The organism is Mucilaginibacter inviolabilis, assembly GCF_011089895.1.
Taxonomy (GTDB): domain Bacteria; phylum Bacteroidota; class Bacteroidia; order Sphingobacteriales; family Sphingobacteriaceae; genus Mucilaginibacter; species Mucilaginibacter inviolabilis.
This window is the reverse complement of sequence record NZ_JAANAT010000001.1, coordinates 3,595,518-3,612,879: the sequence shown is the minus strand read 5'-3', so window position 1 is coordinate 3,612,879 and position 17,362 is coordinate 3,595,518. Positions and strand designations below refer to the sequence as shown.

Here is a 17,362-nt window from a genome sequence, read left to right as displayed (position 1 = left end):
AGTCTGGTATACCTATTGGCTACTAAGTATCAAATAGTACAAACGTGGTTGCGGCAGGCAACAAAATAAAACTTTACCGCGCCACAAAAAACAAATAATATCCATATTTAAAATGAAAAGATTTCTATTGTCACTTGTTTTAGGCATTACATTAACTGCTGCCTATTCCCAGGATCATGCAACTACCTTGAAAAAGGATAGTACCATGGTTAAGGATACTGTAAAAACCAAAGCTGCACCTGCTGAACCATTTGCTTTTGGCGACTTCACCTGGCTTAACGGTAACGATCGGAGGCATAAAGCCCTGTTAGACACCAAATACTTTACCGGCCGTTTCCTGCTTGATTTTAACTATACCGCTTCAAATCATAATCCTATCGATCATACTGTAGTGGGTTCAACCGCGTTGGCCCGTGATCATGAGTTTGAAATTTCAACCGTTGCCTTCGGTGGCGATTTTCACTATGATAATGTTCGTGCCAGCGTGCTTACCCAGTTTGGTACACGTGCCACGGTAGTACCGCGTAACGACTTAAGTGTTACCCGTGGACAGTATGATTTGGGCACCGCCTATCGTTATTTAAGTGAAGCCAATGCTGGTTATCATTTTAATGTGCTACATGGCATTAACGTTGATGCAGGTATATTCATGTCATACGTAGGTTTATTTTCTTATTATAATGCCGAAAACTGGGCCTATCAGCCATCATTTACATCTGATAATACGCCTTGGTTTTTTAACGGTATCCGGGTACAGATATTTGTAAGCGATAAGCTGAAAATCGAGCCATGGCTGATAAACGGCTGGCAATCATATGGTATGTTCAATAGCCAGCCAGGTGTAGGCGGCCAGATTTTATGGCGCCCAGTAGAATGGTTTCAGGCATTAACCAATACTTATTATGGTGCCGATACTCAGGATAAACCAGGGAGAAAACGTTTTCACTCAGATAATAGCATCGAGGTACGTTATTTTAAAAGTCAGGATAAAGGCAGCTTTGTTAACAGCGCTGCATTCTCTATCACCGGCGACATCGGTTTTGAAAAAGGTGATGGCGTAAATGGTTTCCACGCAGATCCTGTCAAAGGGCCGGCTCAATATTTTGCCAGTGGTATGATCTATCATCGTATGGTAATGGCCAAAGGTCATTTAGGCTGGACAATTGGCGGTGGTGTGATCAATAACCCGGGTCGTTACCTGGTGTTATATCCAACAGGAGATGCCAATCCTATACCTGCTATTAATACAGGAGCAGTTGGTTCGCATCCGTTTACAGCTAACCCCGGCGACCAGTTTCATGGTTATGACTATTCAACCACGATTGACCTGATGCCGAATGATTATCTGACCTTTCGCCTGGAGGTTGTACATCGCCACGCCAGTGTACCTTATTTTGCCGGCCACGGTGGCGTAACTTCTCCTGATGGATATAATACCACCCCGGTACCAACAGATTTTACACCCGATCTGGTACCATCCGAAACAAGGTTTATAGGTGCATTATTAGTAAGGTTTTAATTGCTTTAATTAGCTTTTGGCTAAAATATTACAAAATCTGCAATAACTTACGCTCAAGTGTCGGGTAAGTTTAGTAAGGTAGGAGCCGGGGGGGCAGCCCGGCTTTTTAAAGAAATACTATTAGTTTATAGTATGGCATCATTAAATAATATAAAAAATGAAAACATCAATCAAGGTGCTCATCGTAGTGATGGTGATCTGTATACAAGGTGTACGATCACAAGCACAAAGTACAAAAAACGTCAATGGTATATATCTTAACGAGCAGGATTACAAATCGGGGAAATTAAGTTATGCCCTGGATAAAAACGATAAACTCCAATTGAACGGATTTTTAAACGGAAAGTATGTAACACTGGTTTACCAGGGTAAAAAAATGAAGTTATCTAAAAGTGAAATATTTGGATACCGTCAAAATAACCAGGATTTCAGGCTTTATGATAACGCAACTTATAAAATACTGGATACCGCCGGTTTTATGCTTTACAGTCGTCAGCAGCTGGCCCAGCAAGGCAAAGGATATGCGCCTGTTGAACGTTACTTTTATAGCGTCAGCACAGCAAACCCAGTTTTAAGTTTAACTATAGAAAATATGGATAAAAGCTTTCCGGCCCGTACCGAGTTTCGTTACGGTATTCGAAATCATTTCCGGAGTGATGCTGATCTCGTGGCATTTGATAAGGTGAGTCGCCAGTACGAGATCAAATATCTGTACTTTAAACACGCTTAATGCCCAATAAATTATTCTCTAATTAACTATTAACGCGTCCATAATGTAAAAAGCTCGGTACAAAGCCGGGCTTTTTAATTTTGTGATTATGTTGTAATTTGCTGTTCGTGCCTTGTTTTCAGAAGGTTAGCGCTGTTTTCTGAACTGCCTGGTTTATAATTGTTGTCATCAATAAATCATAATCAGTAATTTTTATAAATATCTTAAACTTTTCATAAATCCGAATCGTTATTTATTAACTGAAGGTTAATAAGTGTTTATCATTAAAAATCAGGAACTATGAAAATTTTTGTAGCCAATATTCCATTCTATGTAGGTGGTGTAGGTATCAGGCAATTGTTTGAATTATTTGGTGCCGTTATTGCAGTTAAAATTATAACAGAACCCAAAACAGGTAAAAGTAAAGGCTTTGGTTTTGTTGAGATGCAGGATAATCAGCAAGGATTGCAGGCGATCAAAGAACTTGACGGCAGTACCATTGGTGATCGGGACATTGTGGTTAAACTAGCCGATCAGCAACCTGAAGAAATCCACGTACATAAACGCCCACGTATCTCATTAAGATAAACAAGTACGCTTTTACCATTTTAATTGGGGTATTATAATGAACGAAATGATAACAATGGCAGAAATTGCTGCCAGAACCTTAACGGTTAACGTGATCCATTTGCTAAAAAGCGAGATTGGAGAACAAGGGATTGTGGCTGCTTTGGGTAACCAGGTACTGATCAGTATCAGTAAAGCTGATTTTGAACAAAAGCTGGGTAATCTCCTGCAAAAAATATATGGTGCTATCGATCAGCATTTTCCAGTACGCCAGGATCACTTATCGGTTGTTATACGTGATACTGATTCCCGGTACGAAAACGTATTCAAGATATGGAAATCTGTCTGAGATATTTCTGATTGGTTTAAAATGGAATTTTGACGGACTTTACGCCGAAACAACCGGGGTGTTACCTTTAAATGCTAGGATGAAATTGCCCGTATAGCCCTCGCCTGCAAAACTGCCATAAGGGAATAATTTTAAAACGAAATAATAACAATTTAGAAATCATTTATTGTAATAATGATCATGAAAAGGTATTAACTTGCAGCACTCCGCTACATAGCATACTCGTCGTCGAACTCAAAGAATAATTCATATTATCCTTCTCTGGCTTTTCCGATCATTAAGCCATGCGTTCGTCATTAAAGCCGATGAACTGACGGTGATTAATTCACATTAGTTTATTTTATGACGATCCTCATTTTTTTTATTGCACATTGGTTTTTGTCCTTGTTTTTCCAAACCTTTTTTCAACACCGCTATGCGTCCCATCGCATGTTTACTACCAGTAAAACTGCCGAACGGGTATTTTATTTAATGGCTTATTTTTTTGAGGGAGCCTCATTTTTAAACCCAAGGGCTTATGCCATCATGCACCGCGAGCACCATGCTTACAGTGATACCGAGAAAGATCCACATTCCCCTCATTTCTTTACGGATATTTTTCAAATGATGAAGGCTACTATTATAACATTCAGGGATCATTTAAAAAGAACTACAGAACCCGAAGCCAGGTTTTCGGGCAATTATCCCGAATGGCCGTTAATTGACAGGATAGGTTCTTCTATACTCTCCAGGCTACTATTTGGAGCTGCATATACCTGTTTTTATCTTGTTTATGCCAGTCATTGGTGGATGTTTCTGCTTTTACCCATACATTTTATGATGGGGCCTGTTCACGGGGCTATTGTGAACTGGTGCGGGCATAAATATGGTTATACTAATTTTGATAATAACGATCAGTCAAAAAATACCACCCCATTTGATTTCCTGATGTTGGGAGAGCTATTTCAAAACAATCATCACAGGCATCCAAACAGCGCTAATTTTGGCAAAAAATGGTTTGAGATAGATCCGGTTTACCCCGTGATGAAACTGATGCATTGGATGCGGATCATCAAATTGCGTAAGGCTTTTTAAGCTGTCATTAAGCAATGGTAACGGTAACGCCAGCGCTTTCCAGTGTGTTTACTACGTGATCAGATATCTGATCATCGGTAATGATCTGATCTATTTCATCAATATTGCATATTTTACCAAATCCGCGTTTCCCGAATTTGGTCGAATCGGCCAGTACAATAGTTTTGTTGGAAATGGCCATCATTTGTTTATTCAGATGAGCCTCCATGGCATTGGTGGTGGTTAGTCCATATTCAATATCAATACCATCCACTCCTAAAAACAGCATGCTGCAAAAGAAATCTTTCAGAATATTTTCTGCATAAGCTCCCATCACCGATGAAGAGCTTTTTCTGATCATTCCCCCCAGTTGCAATACCTCAACCCCAGGGGTATGGATTAATTCAATAGCCACATTTAATGACGAAGTAATAACCGTAAGAGCTTCCTTGGCTTGTATGCTTTTTGCAAAGGCCTGTATGGTTGTCCCAGAGGCCAGAATAATGGAATCATTAACGCCTATTAGGCCGGCAGCGGCAGCCCCGATGCGCATCTTCTCGTTCGATTTTATTTTTTCTTTTTCATTTACAGGTCGGTCTGTAGTGTAAGGATTACTTTGTGTTGCACCCCCATGCGTACGAAAAAGCAAGTTTTTTTCTTCCAGATATTTCAGATCCTTCCTGATAGTTACGGACGAAACTTTTAACTCTTTGCATAAGTCAACTACTTCAACATAGCCTTCTTTTTGCATTTTATTGATAATATACTGGTGTCGCTCTGTTAAATTGATCATAAATCATCAATCAAATTTATATGGCCAAATTACAAATTATGCCTATCAATTACTTAATAAAGTACACTATTAACTTCTACAGTGAAAAGAAGTAAGACCGTATGACCGGTGATGATTTACAGCTCTTGTATATTACATCAACTTTAACTTATTATTAGCTTACTGTTCTTAATATTTTTTTCTGGTAGTGTTAATGTAGTGGTATATAAATAGAAAAGTGGATGGTAATATCAAAAATTCCTGTCTATATTTATGTCCCAATTAATTATAAACGTAAATAGTAAAGTGCATAAAATTATTAACAGTAATCAAATTCAGCAATTGATTGCAGGCGAAGAGTCTGCATTTGATGCTATCTATGAAATGTACTGTGAAAAAGTTTACAGACTGGCATTCAGATTTTTAAAAGACAGGGAGCAGAGCGAAGAAGTTGTTCAGGAGTGTTTTATAAATCTTTGGATGAGCCGGGAGAAACTGAACCCCGAAGGAAATATATGGCTGTACATTTATGTAATTGCCAAAAGATTATCATTAAACGCGTTAAGGCAAATTTGCCAGTCAAGAGAGTTCGCCGATAAATTGATCGGCCGTGTGGCAACCATACATAACGATACAGAAGAGGATCTGCTGGTGAATGAACTGGAGCAGTTTACAGAAAAGATCATTAATAAATTGCCCAAACAACAGCAGTTAATATTCAGATTAAGTCGTGTAGAGCATCTATCACATAAAGAAATAGCCGATCAATTGCAGATATCGCCCAATACGGTAAAAAACCATATGGTTGAGGCGCTCAAAACCTTAAAATCTCATTTACAGTATTCAGATCTCATCTATTTTGCAGTTTTATTTTTCTGGATATAATTTTTTTTATTTCTGACTAGTCCTATCATACAGTTGGTGTGTTCTCTACATACCAAGCCCATCCTGGGTATTATAAACCATTATATATGAACAAGGATAAACTCGAGCGTTTATTGCAACAGTATTTTAACAATACCATAACTGATACTGATTGTATTGAGTTGCTTGATTATCTGCGAAATAACGACCCGGATGAAATAGCGAAGACAATAGATGAGCGATTACTAACGCTGGAAGAAGGGCCGGAATTTAATCGTTTTCAAGCTAAAAAAGTTTTAGAGCGCATTAAATCCGATTCCAGGTTTATCCGTCAAAACGAAGAGCCTGAGGATGCTAAGCCCGTAAATAAATGGTACCGCAGTTGGATAAGAGTTGCTGCTCTCCTTATTTTTTTTAGCGCTGTTAGCTTTTATTTTTTATTTAACAAATATCACAAAGTAACGGATCAGGATAATTTGGCTGTAGTTAAATCTGCCCAAATTTTACCGGGCAGCGCTAAAGCAACGTTAACGCTGGCTAATGGAAAAGTTATTTTACTAGACAGCGCAGCTGATGGGATGCTCACAAAATCGGGCCGCACAATAGTTAACAAAGCTCACAATGAAGGATTGGTTTACAACACAGAGACCGATAATCATCCAACCATCTCCAACACTGATACTGTATATAATACATTGACTACTCCCCGGGGAGGTGAGTATAAAGTAAAACTTCCAGATGGTACTAATGTGTGGCTAAACTCTTCTTCATCCTTAAGCTACCCGGTTGAGTTTGCCGGTAACGAAAGGCATGTAAAACTTACCGGTGAAGCCTATTTCGAAGTCGCTAAAAATAAGGATAAGCCTTTTTATGTGTGTGTAAATAATGTGTGTGTGAAAGTTTTGGGGACACATTTCAATATCGCAGCTTATGCTGATGACTCAGAGCTTACCACTACTTTGTTAGAAGGATCTGTTCTGATTACAAAAAATAGTAAACAGCGTTTATTGAAGCCTGGCCAACAGGCGGTAGTGAAAAATAACGCCGATTTAATTAATATTTCTGATGCCAGCATCAATCAGGTGATGGCCTGGAAAAATGGGTATTTCGTATTTAATGACGACAATATTAACACCATCATGAAAAAGTTGTCGCGCTGGTATGATGTAGATGTTGAATATCAGGGCAGCTTTGAGAATCAGTGTTTTGGGGGCACATTTTACCGCTCCAAAGGAATTACAGAATTATTGAATAATCTGGAAAAAATAGGAAAGGTACACTTTAAAATTACAGGAAGGAGGATTATAGTTATGCAATAAATCTACATTCCCATTTCTCACTTATGATTATCTGGAAATAAACCAGGAGCGTTTCGGACCGCCCCTGGTGTCAGCCATATCCGGCTATGACAGATAATGAAATTAATTGCAGCGAATACAACCACTTAATTAATAAACTGACATTCAAATGTATAAAAATTTTACTGCATTTACTTGCGGCAAACAACGTGGGCGCCTATATAAACCTGTGCTTATCATGAAACTAACCCTAATTTTGCTAACGGCCACCTTTTTACAGGTAACAGCAGCAACTTACGCGCAGAAGGTTACATTGAAGGCCGAAAAAAGCAATCTGAAAGAAGTATTTGAGCAAATACAAAATCAAACAGGTTACGATTTTTTATATAACTCAGATGATTTGAAGTTTGCCAAACCGGTAAGCCTTGATCTTAAAAATGTCCCTTTAAAATTAGCGCTTGACAGGTGCTTTGACAACCAATTACTCACTTATGTAATTGAAAATAAAACCATATTAATTAGTAAAAAAACAGGTCAGGACGATAATATAAAGCCCCCGAAAAAGATTTCAGGAAAAGTTACTGATAATAAAGGTTTCCCCCTGCCTGGGGTAACTATTAAAGAGAAGGGGACAAAAACGGGAGTGGTGACCGACAATAATGGAAATTATACTATTAACGTTAGCGATGATAATGCCATATTGGTTTTCAGCTTTGTTGGTTTTGTAACACGCGAAATACCACTTAATGGTAAACCCCAGCTCAATATAACGCTCGAAGATAATCCAACGGATCTGAACGAAGTTGTAGTAGTGGGTTACGGAACTCAAAAGAAAGAATCCGTTACCGGGGCCATTACTTCTATAGGCACCAAAGATTTGGTGCAGTCGCCGACTGCAAATTTGAGCAACGCGCTAGCCGGGCGTTTATCGGGTTTAACAGCTATTCAAACTTCGGGTAAACCTGGTGATGATAACTCCACTTTATATGTACGTGGTATAGGAACCTATACGGGCGTAACCGCTCCATTGATCATGGTAGACGGTGTAGCCCGCGATACTTATAATGATATTGACCCTAACGAGGTTGAAACGGTGAGCATATTAAAGGATGCTTCGGCTACAGCAGTATATGGTGTTCGTGGGGCCAATGGTGTTATTTTAATAACTACTAAGCGTGGTAAGGAGGGGGCTCCAAAGGTAAGTGGTACCGCCCAGACAGCCATATCACAATTTTCCAGTATGCCTAATTTTGTAAACTCTTACCAGTATGCCTCATTATTAAATGAACAGAGTTATGAAAATTATTGGATACAGCATTCCCGTGATGCAGATATAAAAACCTGGAATGATTTTGCTCAGAAAAGAGATGCTAATTGGGTAAAAGAAGCCACCATCTATTATTCTCCGGAGGATCTGAAATATTATCAGAATGCCCATACGCCTACCGTGAATGGTAAGCCCAATCCCTATTACGATCCATACGGGCATCCCGATCAGGATTGGAAAAAACAGATCTTCAATAAGTTCACGCCGCAAACACAGTACAATGTCAATATTACCGGTGGCACGCCATCTGTAAAATATTTTGTGTCCCTGGGCTATCTAAAACAGGGCGGGTTATTTAATACCGATTATATGCCATTTGGAGATGACATGCAATTCAAGAAAAAACGCTACAATTTGCGTTCAAATCTTGATTTTGATGTCAATAAAAACTTCAGGGTATCGGTTGATATAGCTACACAGTATGTGACCATAACCGGGATGGATAATGACGAGTATACCTGGGAAAAACGTATCCTATGGTCGTCGCCACTTGGATCTCCTGGTATTATCAACGGCAAATTTGTTGTGCCTTTTAGCAACCAGAATGAACAGCTCAATCCATTATATGCTATAGCCAACAGCAACAATTACAACATCAATACCAATAGCACTTTAAACTCTTCTATTAAATTAACGCACAAACTTGATTTCATTACCGAAGGCTTGTCAATAAATGCCAGAGGTGCTTACGACAGCTATTTTCAGGATCGCTCCTACGGAAAATATACACCTTTACTGTATGGCGTGAGAGCAAACCCCAACGGCGATAAATTAAATCCAATCCTGGTGCAGCTAACCAATGACGTAGCACCAATGAGGTCAACGGATTATTACACCGGAAAATGGCGTAAGTTATATGGTGAGTTCGCGATAAATTACAATCACACTTTCGCTAAAAAACATGCTGTTACAGGTTTAATACTGGCGAATGCCGAAAAAAGGTATGACCCAACCTATGTGCCTGATTTACCGCACGCCTATGAAGGTGCAGCAGCAAGGGTAACTTACGCATATGATAATCGTTACCTGGCCGAGTATAACATGGGCTATAACGGATCTGAAAATTTCCCCGAAGGCAAACGATTTGGCTTTCTACCGGCCTATTCATTGGGATGGATTGCCAGTAACGAATCCTTTTTCCCCAAAACCGATTACGTGACCTATTTGAAGGTTCGGGGAAGTTTAGGTAAAGTCGGTAATGATGGTATTTATGTACCAGGAAGTAATCCCCCGCAGCTTGCCCGCTACTTGTATTTACCTGATACTTGGAAATATGGAGATAGTTACACTTTTGGAACGCTCAACGATCGTAACAGTGTACAAGGAGCCATGGAGAATGTATTGGGTAATCCCAATGTTACCTGGGAGGTTGCCACCAAATCAAACATAGGTTTAGAGGCGCATCTGTTTAACGAACGTGTTACCGTTACGTTTGATCACTTTAACGAGCATCGTAAAAACATTCTTTCATACAGGGGAAGCGTACCTGGTATAGTTCAGGCAACTTTACCTCCATATAATTTGGGTGAGGTGAAAAACTGGGGTAATGAGCTGGAGATCACCTATAACAGCGCTCCGGGGAAATTTACCTGGTGGGTAAAAGGAAATGCCTCAACCAACAAGAACAAGATTATTTTTCAAGATGAGGCTATCGCCCCGGGACAGGAATATAATGCAGCTACCGGTCGACCGATCAATCAGGGATCATACCTGCAAGCCGATGGTTTATACACATCCTGGTCACAACTATATGCTGTTGACAGTAATGGAAACCCTATTCTGTCAAGTCCGGTAAGGGCTTTAGATAAAAACGGGAAACCTTATGTAAACGCTGCCGGGAACCCGGTTTATCAGAAAGATTTAGGTTATGCAGGGGCTCCTTTACAACCCGGCGAAGTTAGGCTGGTTGATGTTAATGGCGATGGTGTCATCAACGAAAAAGATTATGTACGAACCGGAAAAACTAACATCCCCGAGCTAAGTTATGGCTTATCATTCGGTTTCAGCTATAAAGGATTCGATTTTTCGGCCTTATTACAAGGTGTTGGAGGGGTAGCTAAATATGCTATGCAGGAGCTGCACTTTAATAAACAACAATCACTTTTTGATGTGGATCTGAATCGCTTTACCCAGGAACGTTACGACAATGGCGACAGAATCGATTTTCCTATTGCGGCTTATAATCAGGCGGCTGCTTATAATACTTTTTTCCTGAAAAGTACCTCTTATCTGCGGTTAAAAAATATGGAAATAGGATACACGCTTAAGCCAAGCTTTTTGAAAAAGGTAGGCATTAAATCCGCTCGTTTCTATGTGAATGGATTGAATCTGTACACCTGGTCGCCTAATAAAATATGGGGTGATCCCGAAAATTTAGGCTACATCGGCTATCCGCTAACCCGAACTTATAACGTGGGTTTAAATGTTAATTTTTAATCAATTAATAGCTAAGTGATGAAAAGAATAAATATAATCATATTGCTTTTTGTGGGTTTGATAGGTGGTCTGGCTTCTACAAGCTGTAAAAAAAGCTTTCTGGAAAAACCCAAAGGTGGATCAGTAACCGTTGATACTATTTTTGACAGCAAGAACCAGGCACAGTATGCCATTGCAGAAATGTATTACCTGTGTGTAAGAGGGTACTTCCCCCAAACCTATGATGGTTGCCGGCCCGAAGCCATTACAGACCAGCTTTACATTATACACCCGGCCTATGACTGGGCCTCAAATACCATTGGTACAGGCTCATATATAACTGGCAACATGAGCGCTGATGCTAATTGTGATTATGGTTTTGGCGCGGATAATGGCCCAGGATATGGCTGGCATTACAAAGGCATAAGGCAGGCCAACCTGGTATTGAAAAATATCAATAAGGTTGCCGATGCTGACGCCAATTGGAAAACGGATGTAAAAGGGCAAGCACTGTTTTGCCGGGCTATGCAGCATTTTGAAGCATTCAGATATTATGGCGGTATTCCCATCGTAAACAAACCATTGGATGGCGATTCAAAGATTGCAGTGCCTCGCAGCTCGGTGCAATCTGTAGTGGATAGTGTTGTTAAATGGTGCGACCAGGCGGCAAGTATGCTGCCCGCTACACGTGCCTCTGCCGATTTTGGAAAGGTTACCAAACTAGCAGCATTGGCTTTAAAGGCCAGGATATTGTTGTATGCCGCAAGTCCGCTTTATAACACACCTGCCAATTTAAAGGCTGAAGTATCAGGAGCCCGTTTTGGCGATGGCCGCGACACGGTATTGGCTTATCCCAGCTATGATCAGGAGCGTTGGAATAAGGCAGCTAAAGCAGCTAAAGATGTAATAGATAATGCGGGAGGTGCAGGGGTATCATTATTCAATACAGGTAAACCTTTAACAACTGGCGAAACCTACGCCACACTTGGTGACTATGAATCGGTATGGAATGTATTTGCCAATCAGGAACTGATATTGGTGAACACGGCCAACCAGGCAGGTAGTGGTTTTGTATGGGGGCAGTATTTATCGTCAAAGCTACGTTTGGCACAATGGGGAGTTAAAAACAATGTGCCCGTTGAGTTTATCCAGCAATATGAAAAAATGGACGGTACTAAATGGACTTTACCCGCTACCGGTGCCGATCTGCCGGTTGATATGACTGCCCTTAATCTTGATCCGCGGTTTTACCAAACCATTGCTTATGATGGTAAATATTATAGTAGTCAGCGTGGTGTTTTAGCCTATTATAAAAAAGGCGATTATCCAACCGATGGCAATTTAGCCAGTAGTGATGCCGGGGTTGATGGTTATGCTACGGAGGTATATAAGTTTGTTGCCCGTGTTGATAATATGACCGACAATCACCTGGCATGGCCTGTATTTAGGTTAGCTGAATTTTATTTAAGCTATGCCGAAGCCTTGAATGAATACCAGGGGCCAGGAGGCGATGCCACCAACTACCTTAATTTGATCAGGAAACGGGCCGGAATGCCGGAAAAACATCCTGCTGACCCCAGTTCGTTCAGAGATGCCATACAAAATGAGCGTACTATCGAATTGGCCTACGAAGGACATCGATATAATGATCTTAATCGTTGGTTAAAGGCAAAATCGGTATTGAACGGCACTTTACATGGTATACAAACTACCGCCAGGAAGGGTACAGACGGGCAGTTAAAGCGAACCTGGCAGGTGGTGCCTTTTGTTACCAGAGTGTTTCCACCGAAATACTACTACGTTCCATTCCCAAGTAAAGAGATCAGTTTAAGGTATCTGGGTAATAAGAGTTGGGACGGACAAAACCCCGGGTGGTAATCAGCTATACACATTAACAATTAATGAGAAAAATGAAAAAAGAATATATAACCCTTTTTGCATGGATTTTTACGTTCTGTAGTTTTTCTGTCGCTACCGCGCAAACTACGAATGTTAATCAGGCAGATTCCACTAAAGCCAACAATAGTGTTACAAAAAGTATAATTGACGGTGGAATAAAAACTGAAAAATCATGGAGAAATACAGGCGCTGTTTTTACCCTGCCGGGTGAAGATTTAACCCATATGACGGTAGGTAACTTATTAAATACACTTCAGGGACGGATTCCGGGTTTAACAGTAGTAACCGGATCTGGCGAACCCGGTTATGATAACCCTACACTTTATGTAAGGGGGCAAAGCAGCTGGAATATAGCCGGAAACCAGGTGCTTATTTATCTGGATGGTTCGCAGGTTGATATGGGAGCTATAAGCGGTTTATCTGCCTATGAAATAGAATCGGTAACACTGTTAAAAGATGCCACTGCATTAGCCGTATACGGATTGCAGGGTGGGGCAGGAGTATTAAGTATTAAAACTAAAAGAGGCGCTGTGGTACCTAAAACTCAGATAACCGTTAACGGCAGGTATGGGATACTTAGTGCTATTGACTTGCCCAAGGTAATGGATGCCTATGGTTACACCACCGGCTACAATCAGGCATTAAAGAATGATGGACTACCTATTAAGTATCCTAATCCCGAGTTGTATAAAGCAGCTAACGATCCCTTTCATCCAAACGTGAACTGGTATGACGAGCTTCTTAAAAAAACATCAACTATTCAGGATTACAATTTTTCTTTCCGGGGTGGCAATGCTACGGCTAAGTATTTTGTATTAATGAACTATACCAATTTTGATGGCTTATACAAGAATGCCGATGTTATTGATAAGGATTTTGGTACCAATGCCAAGTATACCAAACTAAACCTTCGGGCCAATGTGGAATTACAGTTGAACAAGAATCTATCCGTAATGGCCAACATCAGTGGTATAACTGAGGATAGAAATACTCCGTCGGGCTTTGCCGCCGGTGATGTGTTCAATGCGCTGATGTATCTGCCGGCTTCTGCCTTCCCGGTGAAAAACCCGAACGGTTCATGGGGTAATAATTCGGCATATGGTTTTAATCCGGTTGAGCTTTTACAGCAAAATGGAGTATACAGCTCCCATACCCGAACCCTGCAAACTACCTTTAGCTTTACTCAAAAGCTGGATGCCATAACCAAAGGTCTGGATCTGCGTGGATTGGTAGCATTCAGCAATCAATATGTTGGTGTTTATCAGAAACTTTTCTCGGTGCCTTCTTATGAGATTGTAAAAGATGCCAATGACCAGCCCGTGATGTCAAACGGTAGTGTTGTTTATAAAACAATAGGCACTATCAGTCAGTCAAGTAATGATAATGGTGGCCCATTTTGGAACCGGACTACTGTGCAGGTTGGTTTTGATTATGACCGTAGTTTTGGTAAACATACTTTTACCGGTATGATCATGGCCCGCAGACAGGGCTATAGCCACAATGGTTTGGTTTATCAGGTACGCACCCAGGGCTTGTCTGGTGATTTAACCTATGATTACGATCAAAAATACATTGTTGATTTTTCTGCTGCATACAACGGGTCAGCCGATTTTGCACCAGGTAACCGGTATGGCTTTTTCCCTGCCGTAGGTTTAGGCTGGATAGTATCTAAAGAAGATTTCCTGAAAGATAATGCAGCCTTCAATTTCCTGAAACTAAGAGCTTCTTATGGCTCCACAGGTAATATCAACGAAAACTACCGATTCCTGTATCAGCAATTTGCAGTAAGTGCACCCGGGTGGATAACCGGAACGGCTAATACCAATCATGGAGGCCTGGCAGAAGGCCCTTTTACCAATGCTAATGCCGCATGGGAAAAGAAAACCACGCTTAATATTGGTATTGATTGGACGTTATGGAAAAAGTTTTCGGGTACTATTGATGTGTTTACAGAAAAACGTACTGGTATTCTCGAGATCCCGTCGGCCGGCGTGCCTGATTATACTGGTTTTAATTTACAATATGCCAATACAGGCGAGGTACATAATAAAGGACTTGAAGCCTCTCTTAAATTTGACGAAAAGCACCATGATTTTGAATATTATGTAGGTGGCTCGGTGTCTTTTGCCCGGAATAAGATAACCAAACGGTCTGAGGCTCCGCAACCTTATAACTATTTATACACGCAAGGTTACCCTATTGACCAAATGCGGGGATTGGTTTTCAAGGGCTTCTATCAGCAGTCTGATTTTGATGCCAATGGTAACTTAAAGAAAGGGATACCAGCTTCTTCTTATACCAATGTGAAGCCAGGGGATCTGAAATTTGCTGATCAGGATGGCAATGGTATCATTAATGATTATGATAAAGTACCCTTAAATTATACCAAGCTGCCCGAAATTACTATCGGCTTTAATCTCGGGTTCAAATTTAAAGGCTTTGATTTTGATGCCTATCTGCAAGGAGTAATGCACCGTACCGTAAGTTTGCTTGATGATGCGCCTTATTATATTAAGCCATTTGTAAATGGCAACAACATCACCGCATTTTCGGCAAACAGCTGGACTCCTGAAAACGCTGCTACAGCAACTTCGCCCCGCCTTTCTACCTTGAGCAATGCCAATAATACCCAGGCTTCAGATTTCTGGATGCGTAATGGCGATTTCCTGAAATTACGCAGCGTTGAACTGGGCTATACTTTACCTCAAAAAGGCTTTTTAAAGAAACTTGATGCCGTAAGAATATTTGTGAACGGAACCAATTTGTTTACGTGGGATAAAATTGATGGTTTGGAGGCCGAACGCCTTTCGATGGGGTATCCTTTAATGAAAACGGTAAGTTTTGGAATGAAAGTGAAATTGTAGTATAAACTATTGTAATTACAAGGAAATGAAAAAAAATCGATATATAATAACATTGCTGGCAATAAGCACACTGTTTTACTCCTGTAAACGCGATTACCTGGATGTGCAAACTTTACAGGCTGGTGTTACTGTTGATAAACTTTACAGCAACTATACCTATGTACAGCAGCAGGTTTGGAATGTATACAGTTATCTGCCCGATGGGCTTGCTAATCTGGATATGGAGGCAGCTACCGATAACGCGGAAGCCACCGATCCGTTAGATACGTCGCAAACTTTTAATACAGGTACCTGGAACCAGTACAGTAACCCTGCTGATGTATGGGCCAGGAATTTTAAAGGGATAAGACAAGCCAATCTTTATCTGAAAAATAAAAACGCGGTTGATATTTCTTATATTAAAGATAAGATCACATCAACAGACTCAACCACCTATTTTAACGCACGTAATAATGTTAAATTCATGGAAGGCGAGGTGCTTTTTTTAAAAGCATTTTTCTACCTCGAGCTGGTTAAACGTTATGGAGGGGTACCCATTTTTGATCAGCCGTTTGATTATGACGATGCTAACACCTGGAAAAATGTGCAAAGAAACTCTCTTGATGAGTCTCTTAAATACATTGTTACCTTATGCGATAAGTCGGCGGCTATTATACCCGCTAACCTTACCCCTTATTCTTGGTATGAGGCTGGTCGTGTTACGCAGGGAGCCATAAAGGCGCTAAAAGCAAAAGCTTTGTTATATGGGGCAAGTCCGCTTTTTAAAGATAACGGCTCAACCGTAACCTGGGCACAGGCAGCAGCAGCAGCACATGATGTAATGGCCTTGAACGCTTATTCGCTTGATGCTAATTATACTAATTTGTACAGTGCAAATAGCACAACATCAGCCGAGCTTATTTTTTATCGTCGTTACGGTGCTATAAATACGGTTGAGTATGCAAACTATCCTATTGTATTTCAGAATAGCAGGGGTAGGAGTATTGCACCAACTGAAAACTTTGTAGAGAGTTTCGAAGTAGTCCAAAAAGATGGATCAGGTAATATAACCGGTTCGGTGCCTTTTAGTTGGAGCGATCCAACCCAAGCGGCCAATCCTTACCAGAACCGCGATCCCCGTTTCGCGGCCACCGTGGTGTATAATGGGTCTACTTTTAAATCCACAACTATCGAAACATTTACTGGAGGTAATAGTGGATTGCCAAAGCAAAATGCCACTAAAACAGGATACTACATGTCAAAATGGACTAATCAATCTATCGATCTGGTGAATAATACTACTGCCAATCACGCCTGGATCTATTTCAGATATGGCGAGCTCCTGTTGAATTATGCCGAGGCTATGTACAATGCCTATGGTGCCAATGCTGACCCGCAAGGATACGGAATGACAGCCATGCAAGCTATCAACAAAGTAAGGCAGCGTGTAAAAATGCCCGTATTAACAGCCTTGAATCAGCAGGCTATCGAGCATGAACGGAATGTAGAGTTAAGTTATGAAGATCAGCGTTTCTGGGATGTGCGCAGGTGGAAAGAAGGCTCGGTATATTTTAAAACGCCGGTAAACCGTATCGAGATAACTAATTCGGGGGGGACATATAGCTATGCCGTTAAACAACTTGAAGAAAGGGTGTTTGACGAAAAAATGAATTGGTTCCCGATTCCGCAGAGCGAAATCGCGAAAACTAACTGGAAACAAAACCCCGGCTGGTAATCATATCCGGAT

The 17,362-nt window shown here is 40.7% G+C and carries 12 protein-coding genes; 11 read left to right on the top strand and 1 reads right to left on the bottom strand.

What is annotated here, in order from left to right; all coding sequences use genetic code 11:
* Positions 1-112 precede the first annotated feature (112 nt).
* The 5 genes from G7092_RS14890 (at position 113) to G7092_RS14870 (ending at position 4,218) form a co-directional block, all read left to right on the top strand.
* Positions 113-1,519, top strand: coding sequence for an outer membrane beta-barrel protein (locus G7092_RS14890; protein ID WP_202985275.1), 1,407 nt, complete (start codon positions 113-115; stop codon positions 1,517-1,519).
* Positions 1,520-1,676: 157 nt separating this feature from the next.
* On the top strand, positions 1,677-2,249 hold the full coding sequence (locus tag G7092_RS14885) for a hypothetical protein (protein WP_166090570.1): 573 nt from the start codon (positions 1,677-1,679) through the stop codon (positions 2,247-2,249).
* A gap of 279 nt (positions 2,250-2,528) precedes the next feature.
* A complete protein-coding gene (locus tag G7092_RS14880; protein ID WP_166090569.1) occupies positions 2,529-2,816 on the top strand; it encodes an RNA recognition motif domain-containing protein in 288 nt (95 codons plus the stop codon).
* Positions 2,817-2,853: 37 nt separating this feature from the next.
* A complete protein-coding gene (locus tag G7092_RS14875) occupies positions 2,854-3,144 on the top strand; it encodes a hypothetical protein (RefSeq protein WP_166090568.1) in 291 nt (96 codons plus the stop codon).
* 342 nt (positions 3,145-3,486) lie between these two features.
* Positions 3,487-4,218 carry an acyl-CoA desaturase gene (locus G7092_RS14870; RefSeq protein ID WP_166090567.1) on the top strand — a complete coding sequence of 244 codons (732 nt, stop codon included), beginning with the start codon at positions 3,487-3,489 and terminating at the stop codon, positions 4,216-4,218.
* 7 nt (positions 4,219-4,225) lie between these two features.
* Here the strand turns inward: G7092_RS14870 and G7092_RS14865 are convergent, their stop codons facing one another.
* On the bottom strand, positions 4,226-4,990 hold the full coding sequence (locus G7092_RS14865; protein WP_166090566.1) for a DeoR/GlpR family DNA-binding transcription regulator: 765 nt from the start codon (positions 4,988-4,990) through the stop codon (positions 4,226-4,228).
* Positions 4,991-5,275: 285 nt separating this feature from the next.
* Here G7092_RS14865 and G7092_RS14860 point away from each other — a divergent pair, with 285 nt between their 5' ends.
* The 6 genes from G7092_RS14860 to G7092_RS14835 all read left to right on the top strand — a co-directional run bounded on the left by G7092_RS14860 (position 5,276) and on the right by G7092_RS14835 (position 17,350).
* A complete protein-coding gene (locus tag G7092_RS14860) occupies positions 5,276-5,854 on the top strand; it encodes an RNA polymerase sigma factor (RefSeq protein ID WP_166090565.1) in 579 nt (192 codons plus the stop codon).
* Between the two features lie 86 nt (positions 5,855-5,940).
* The gene (locus G7092_RS14855) at positions 5,941-7,152 is read left to right on the top strand and encodes a FecR family protein (protein WP_166090564.1); all 1,212 of its coding nucleotides are present in this window, start codon (positions 5,941-5,943) and stop codon (positions 7,150-7,152) included.
* Between the two features lie 217 nt (positions 7,153-7,369).
* The gene (locus tag G7092_RS14850; protein ID WP_235953830.1) at positions 7,370-10,894 is read left to right on the top strand and encodes a TonB-dependent receptor; all 3,525 of its coding nucleotides are present in this window, start codon (positions 7,370-7,372) and stop codon (positions 10,892-10,894) included.
* Positions 10,895-10,912: 18 nt separating this feature from the next.
* The gene (locus tag G7092_RS14845) at positions 10,913-12,751 is read left to right on the top strand and encodes a RagB/SusD family nutrient uptake outer membrane protein (protein ID WP_166090562.1); all 1,839 of its coding nucleotides are present in this window, start codon (positions 10,913-10,915) and stop codon (positions 12,749-12,751) included.
* A gap of 32 nt (positions 12,752-12,783) precedes the next feature.
* Positions 12,784-15,636 (top strand): SusC/RagA family TonB-linked outer membrane protein, encoded by a 2,853-nt coding sequence (locus G7092_RS14840; RefSeq protein WP_166090561.1) that lies wholly within the window; start codon positions 12,784-12,786, stop codon positions 15,634-15,636.
* 25 nt (positions 15,637-15,661) lie between these two features.
* A complete protein-coding gene (locus G7092_RS14835) occupies positions 15,662-17,350 on the top strand; it encodes a RagB/SusD family nutrient uptake outer membrane protein (RefSeq protein WP_166090560.1) in 1,689 nt (562 codons plus the stop codon).
* Positions 17,351-17,362: the final 12 nt, after the last annotated feature.

Excerpts from the sequence above, each read along its gene's own strand:
- G7092_RS14835 (WP_166090560.1), top strand. The coding sequence starts at position 15,662 with ATGAAAAAAAATCGATATATAATAACATTGCTGGCAATAAGCACACTG.
- G7092_RS14870 (WP_166090567.1), top strand. The coding sequence starts at position 3,487 with ATGACGATCCTCATTTTTTTTATTGCACATTGGTTTTTGTCCTTGTTT.
- G7092_RS14875 (WP_166090568.1), top strand. The coding sequence starts at position 2,854 with ATGAACGAAATGATAACAATGGCAGAAATTGCTGCCAGAACCTTAACG.
- G7092_RS14890 (WP_202985275.1), top strand. The coding sequence starts at position 113 with ATGAAAAGATTTCTATTGTCACTTGTTTTAGGCATTACATTAACTGCT.
- G7092_RS14855 (WP_166090564.1), top strand. The coding sequence starts at position 5,941 with ATGAACAAGGATAAACTCGAGCGTTTATTGCAACAGTATTTTAACAAT.
- G7092_RS14880 (WP_166090569.1), top strand. The coding sequence starts at position 2,529 with ATGAAAATTTTTGTAGCCAATATTCCATTCTATGTAGGTGGTGTAGGT.
- G7092_RS14865 (WP_166090566.1), bottom strand. The coding sequence starts at position 4,990 with ATGATCAATTTAACAGAGCGACACCAGTATATTATCAATAAAATGCAA.
- G7092_RS14850 (WP_235953830.1), top strand. The coding sequence starts at position 7,370 with ATGAAACTAACCCTAATTTTGCTAACGGCCACCTTTTTACAGGTAACA.
- G7092_RS14840 (WP_166090561.1), top strand. The coding sequence starts at position 12,784 with ATGAAAAAAGAATATATAACCCTTTTTGCATGGATTTTTACGTTCTGT.
- G7092_RS14845 (WP_166090562.1), top strand. The coding sequence starts at position 10,913 with ATGAAAAGAATAAATATAATCATATTGCTTTTTGTGGGTTTGATAGGT.
- G7092_RS14885 (WP_166090570.1), top strand. The coding sequence starts at position 1,677 with ATGAAAACATCAATCAAGGTGCTCATCGTAGTGATGGTGATCTGTATA.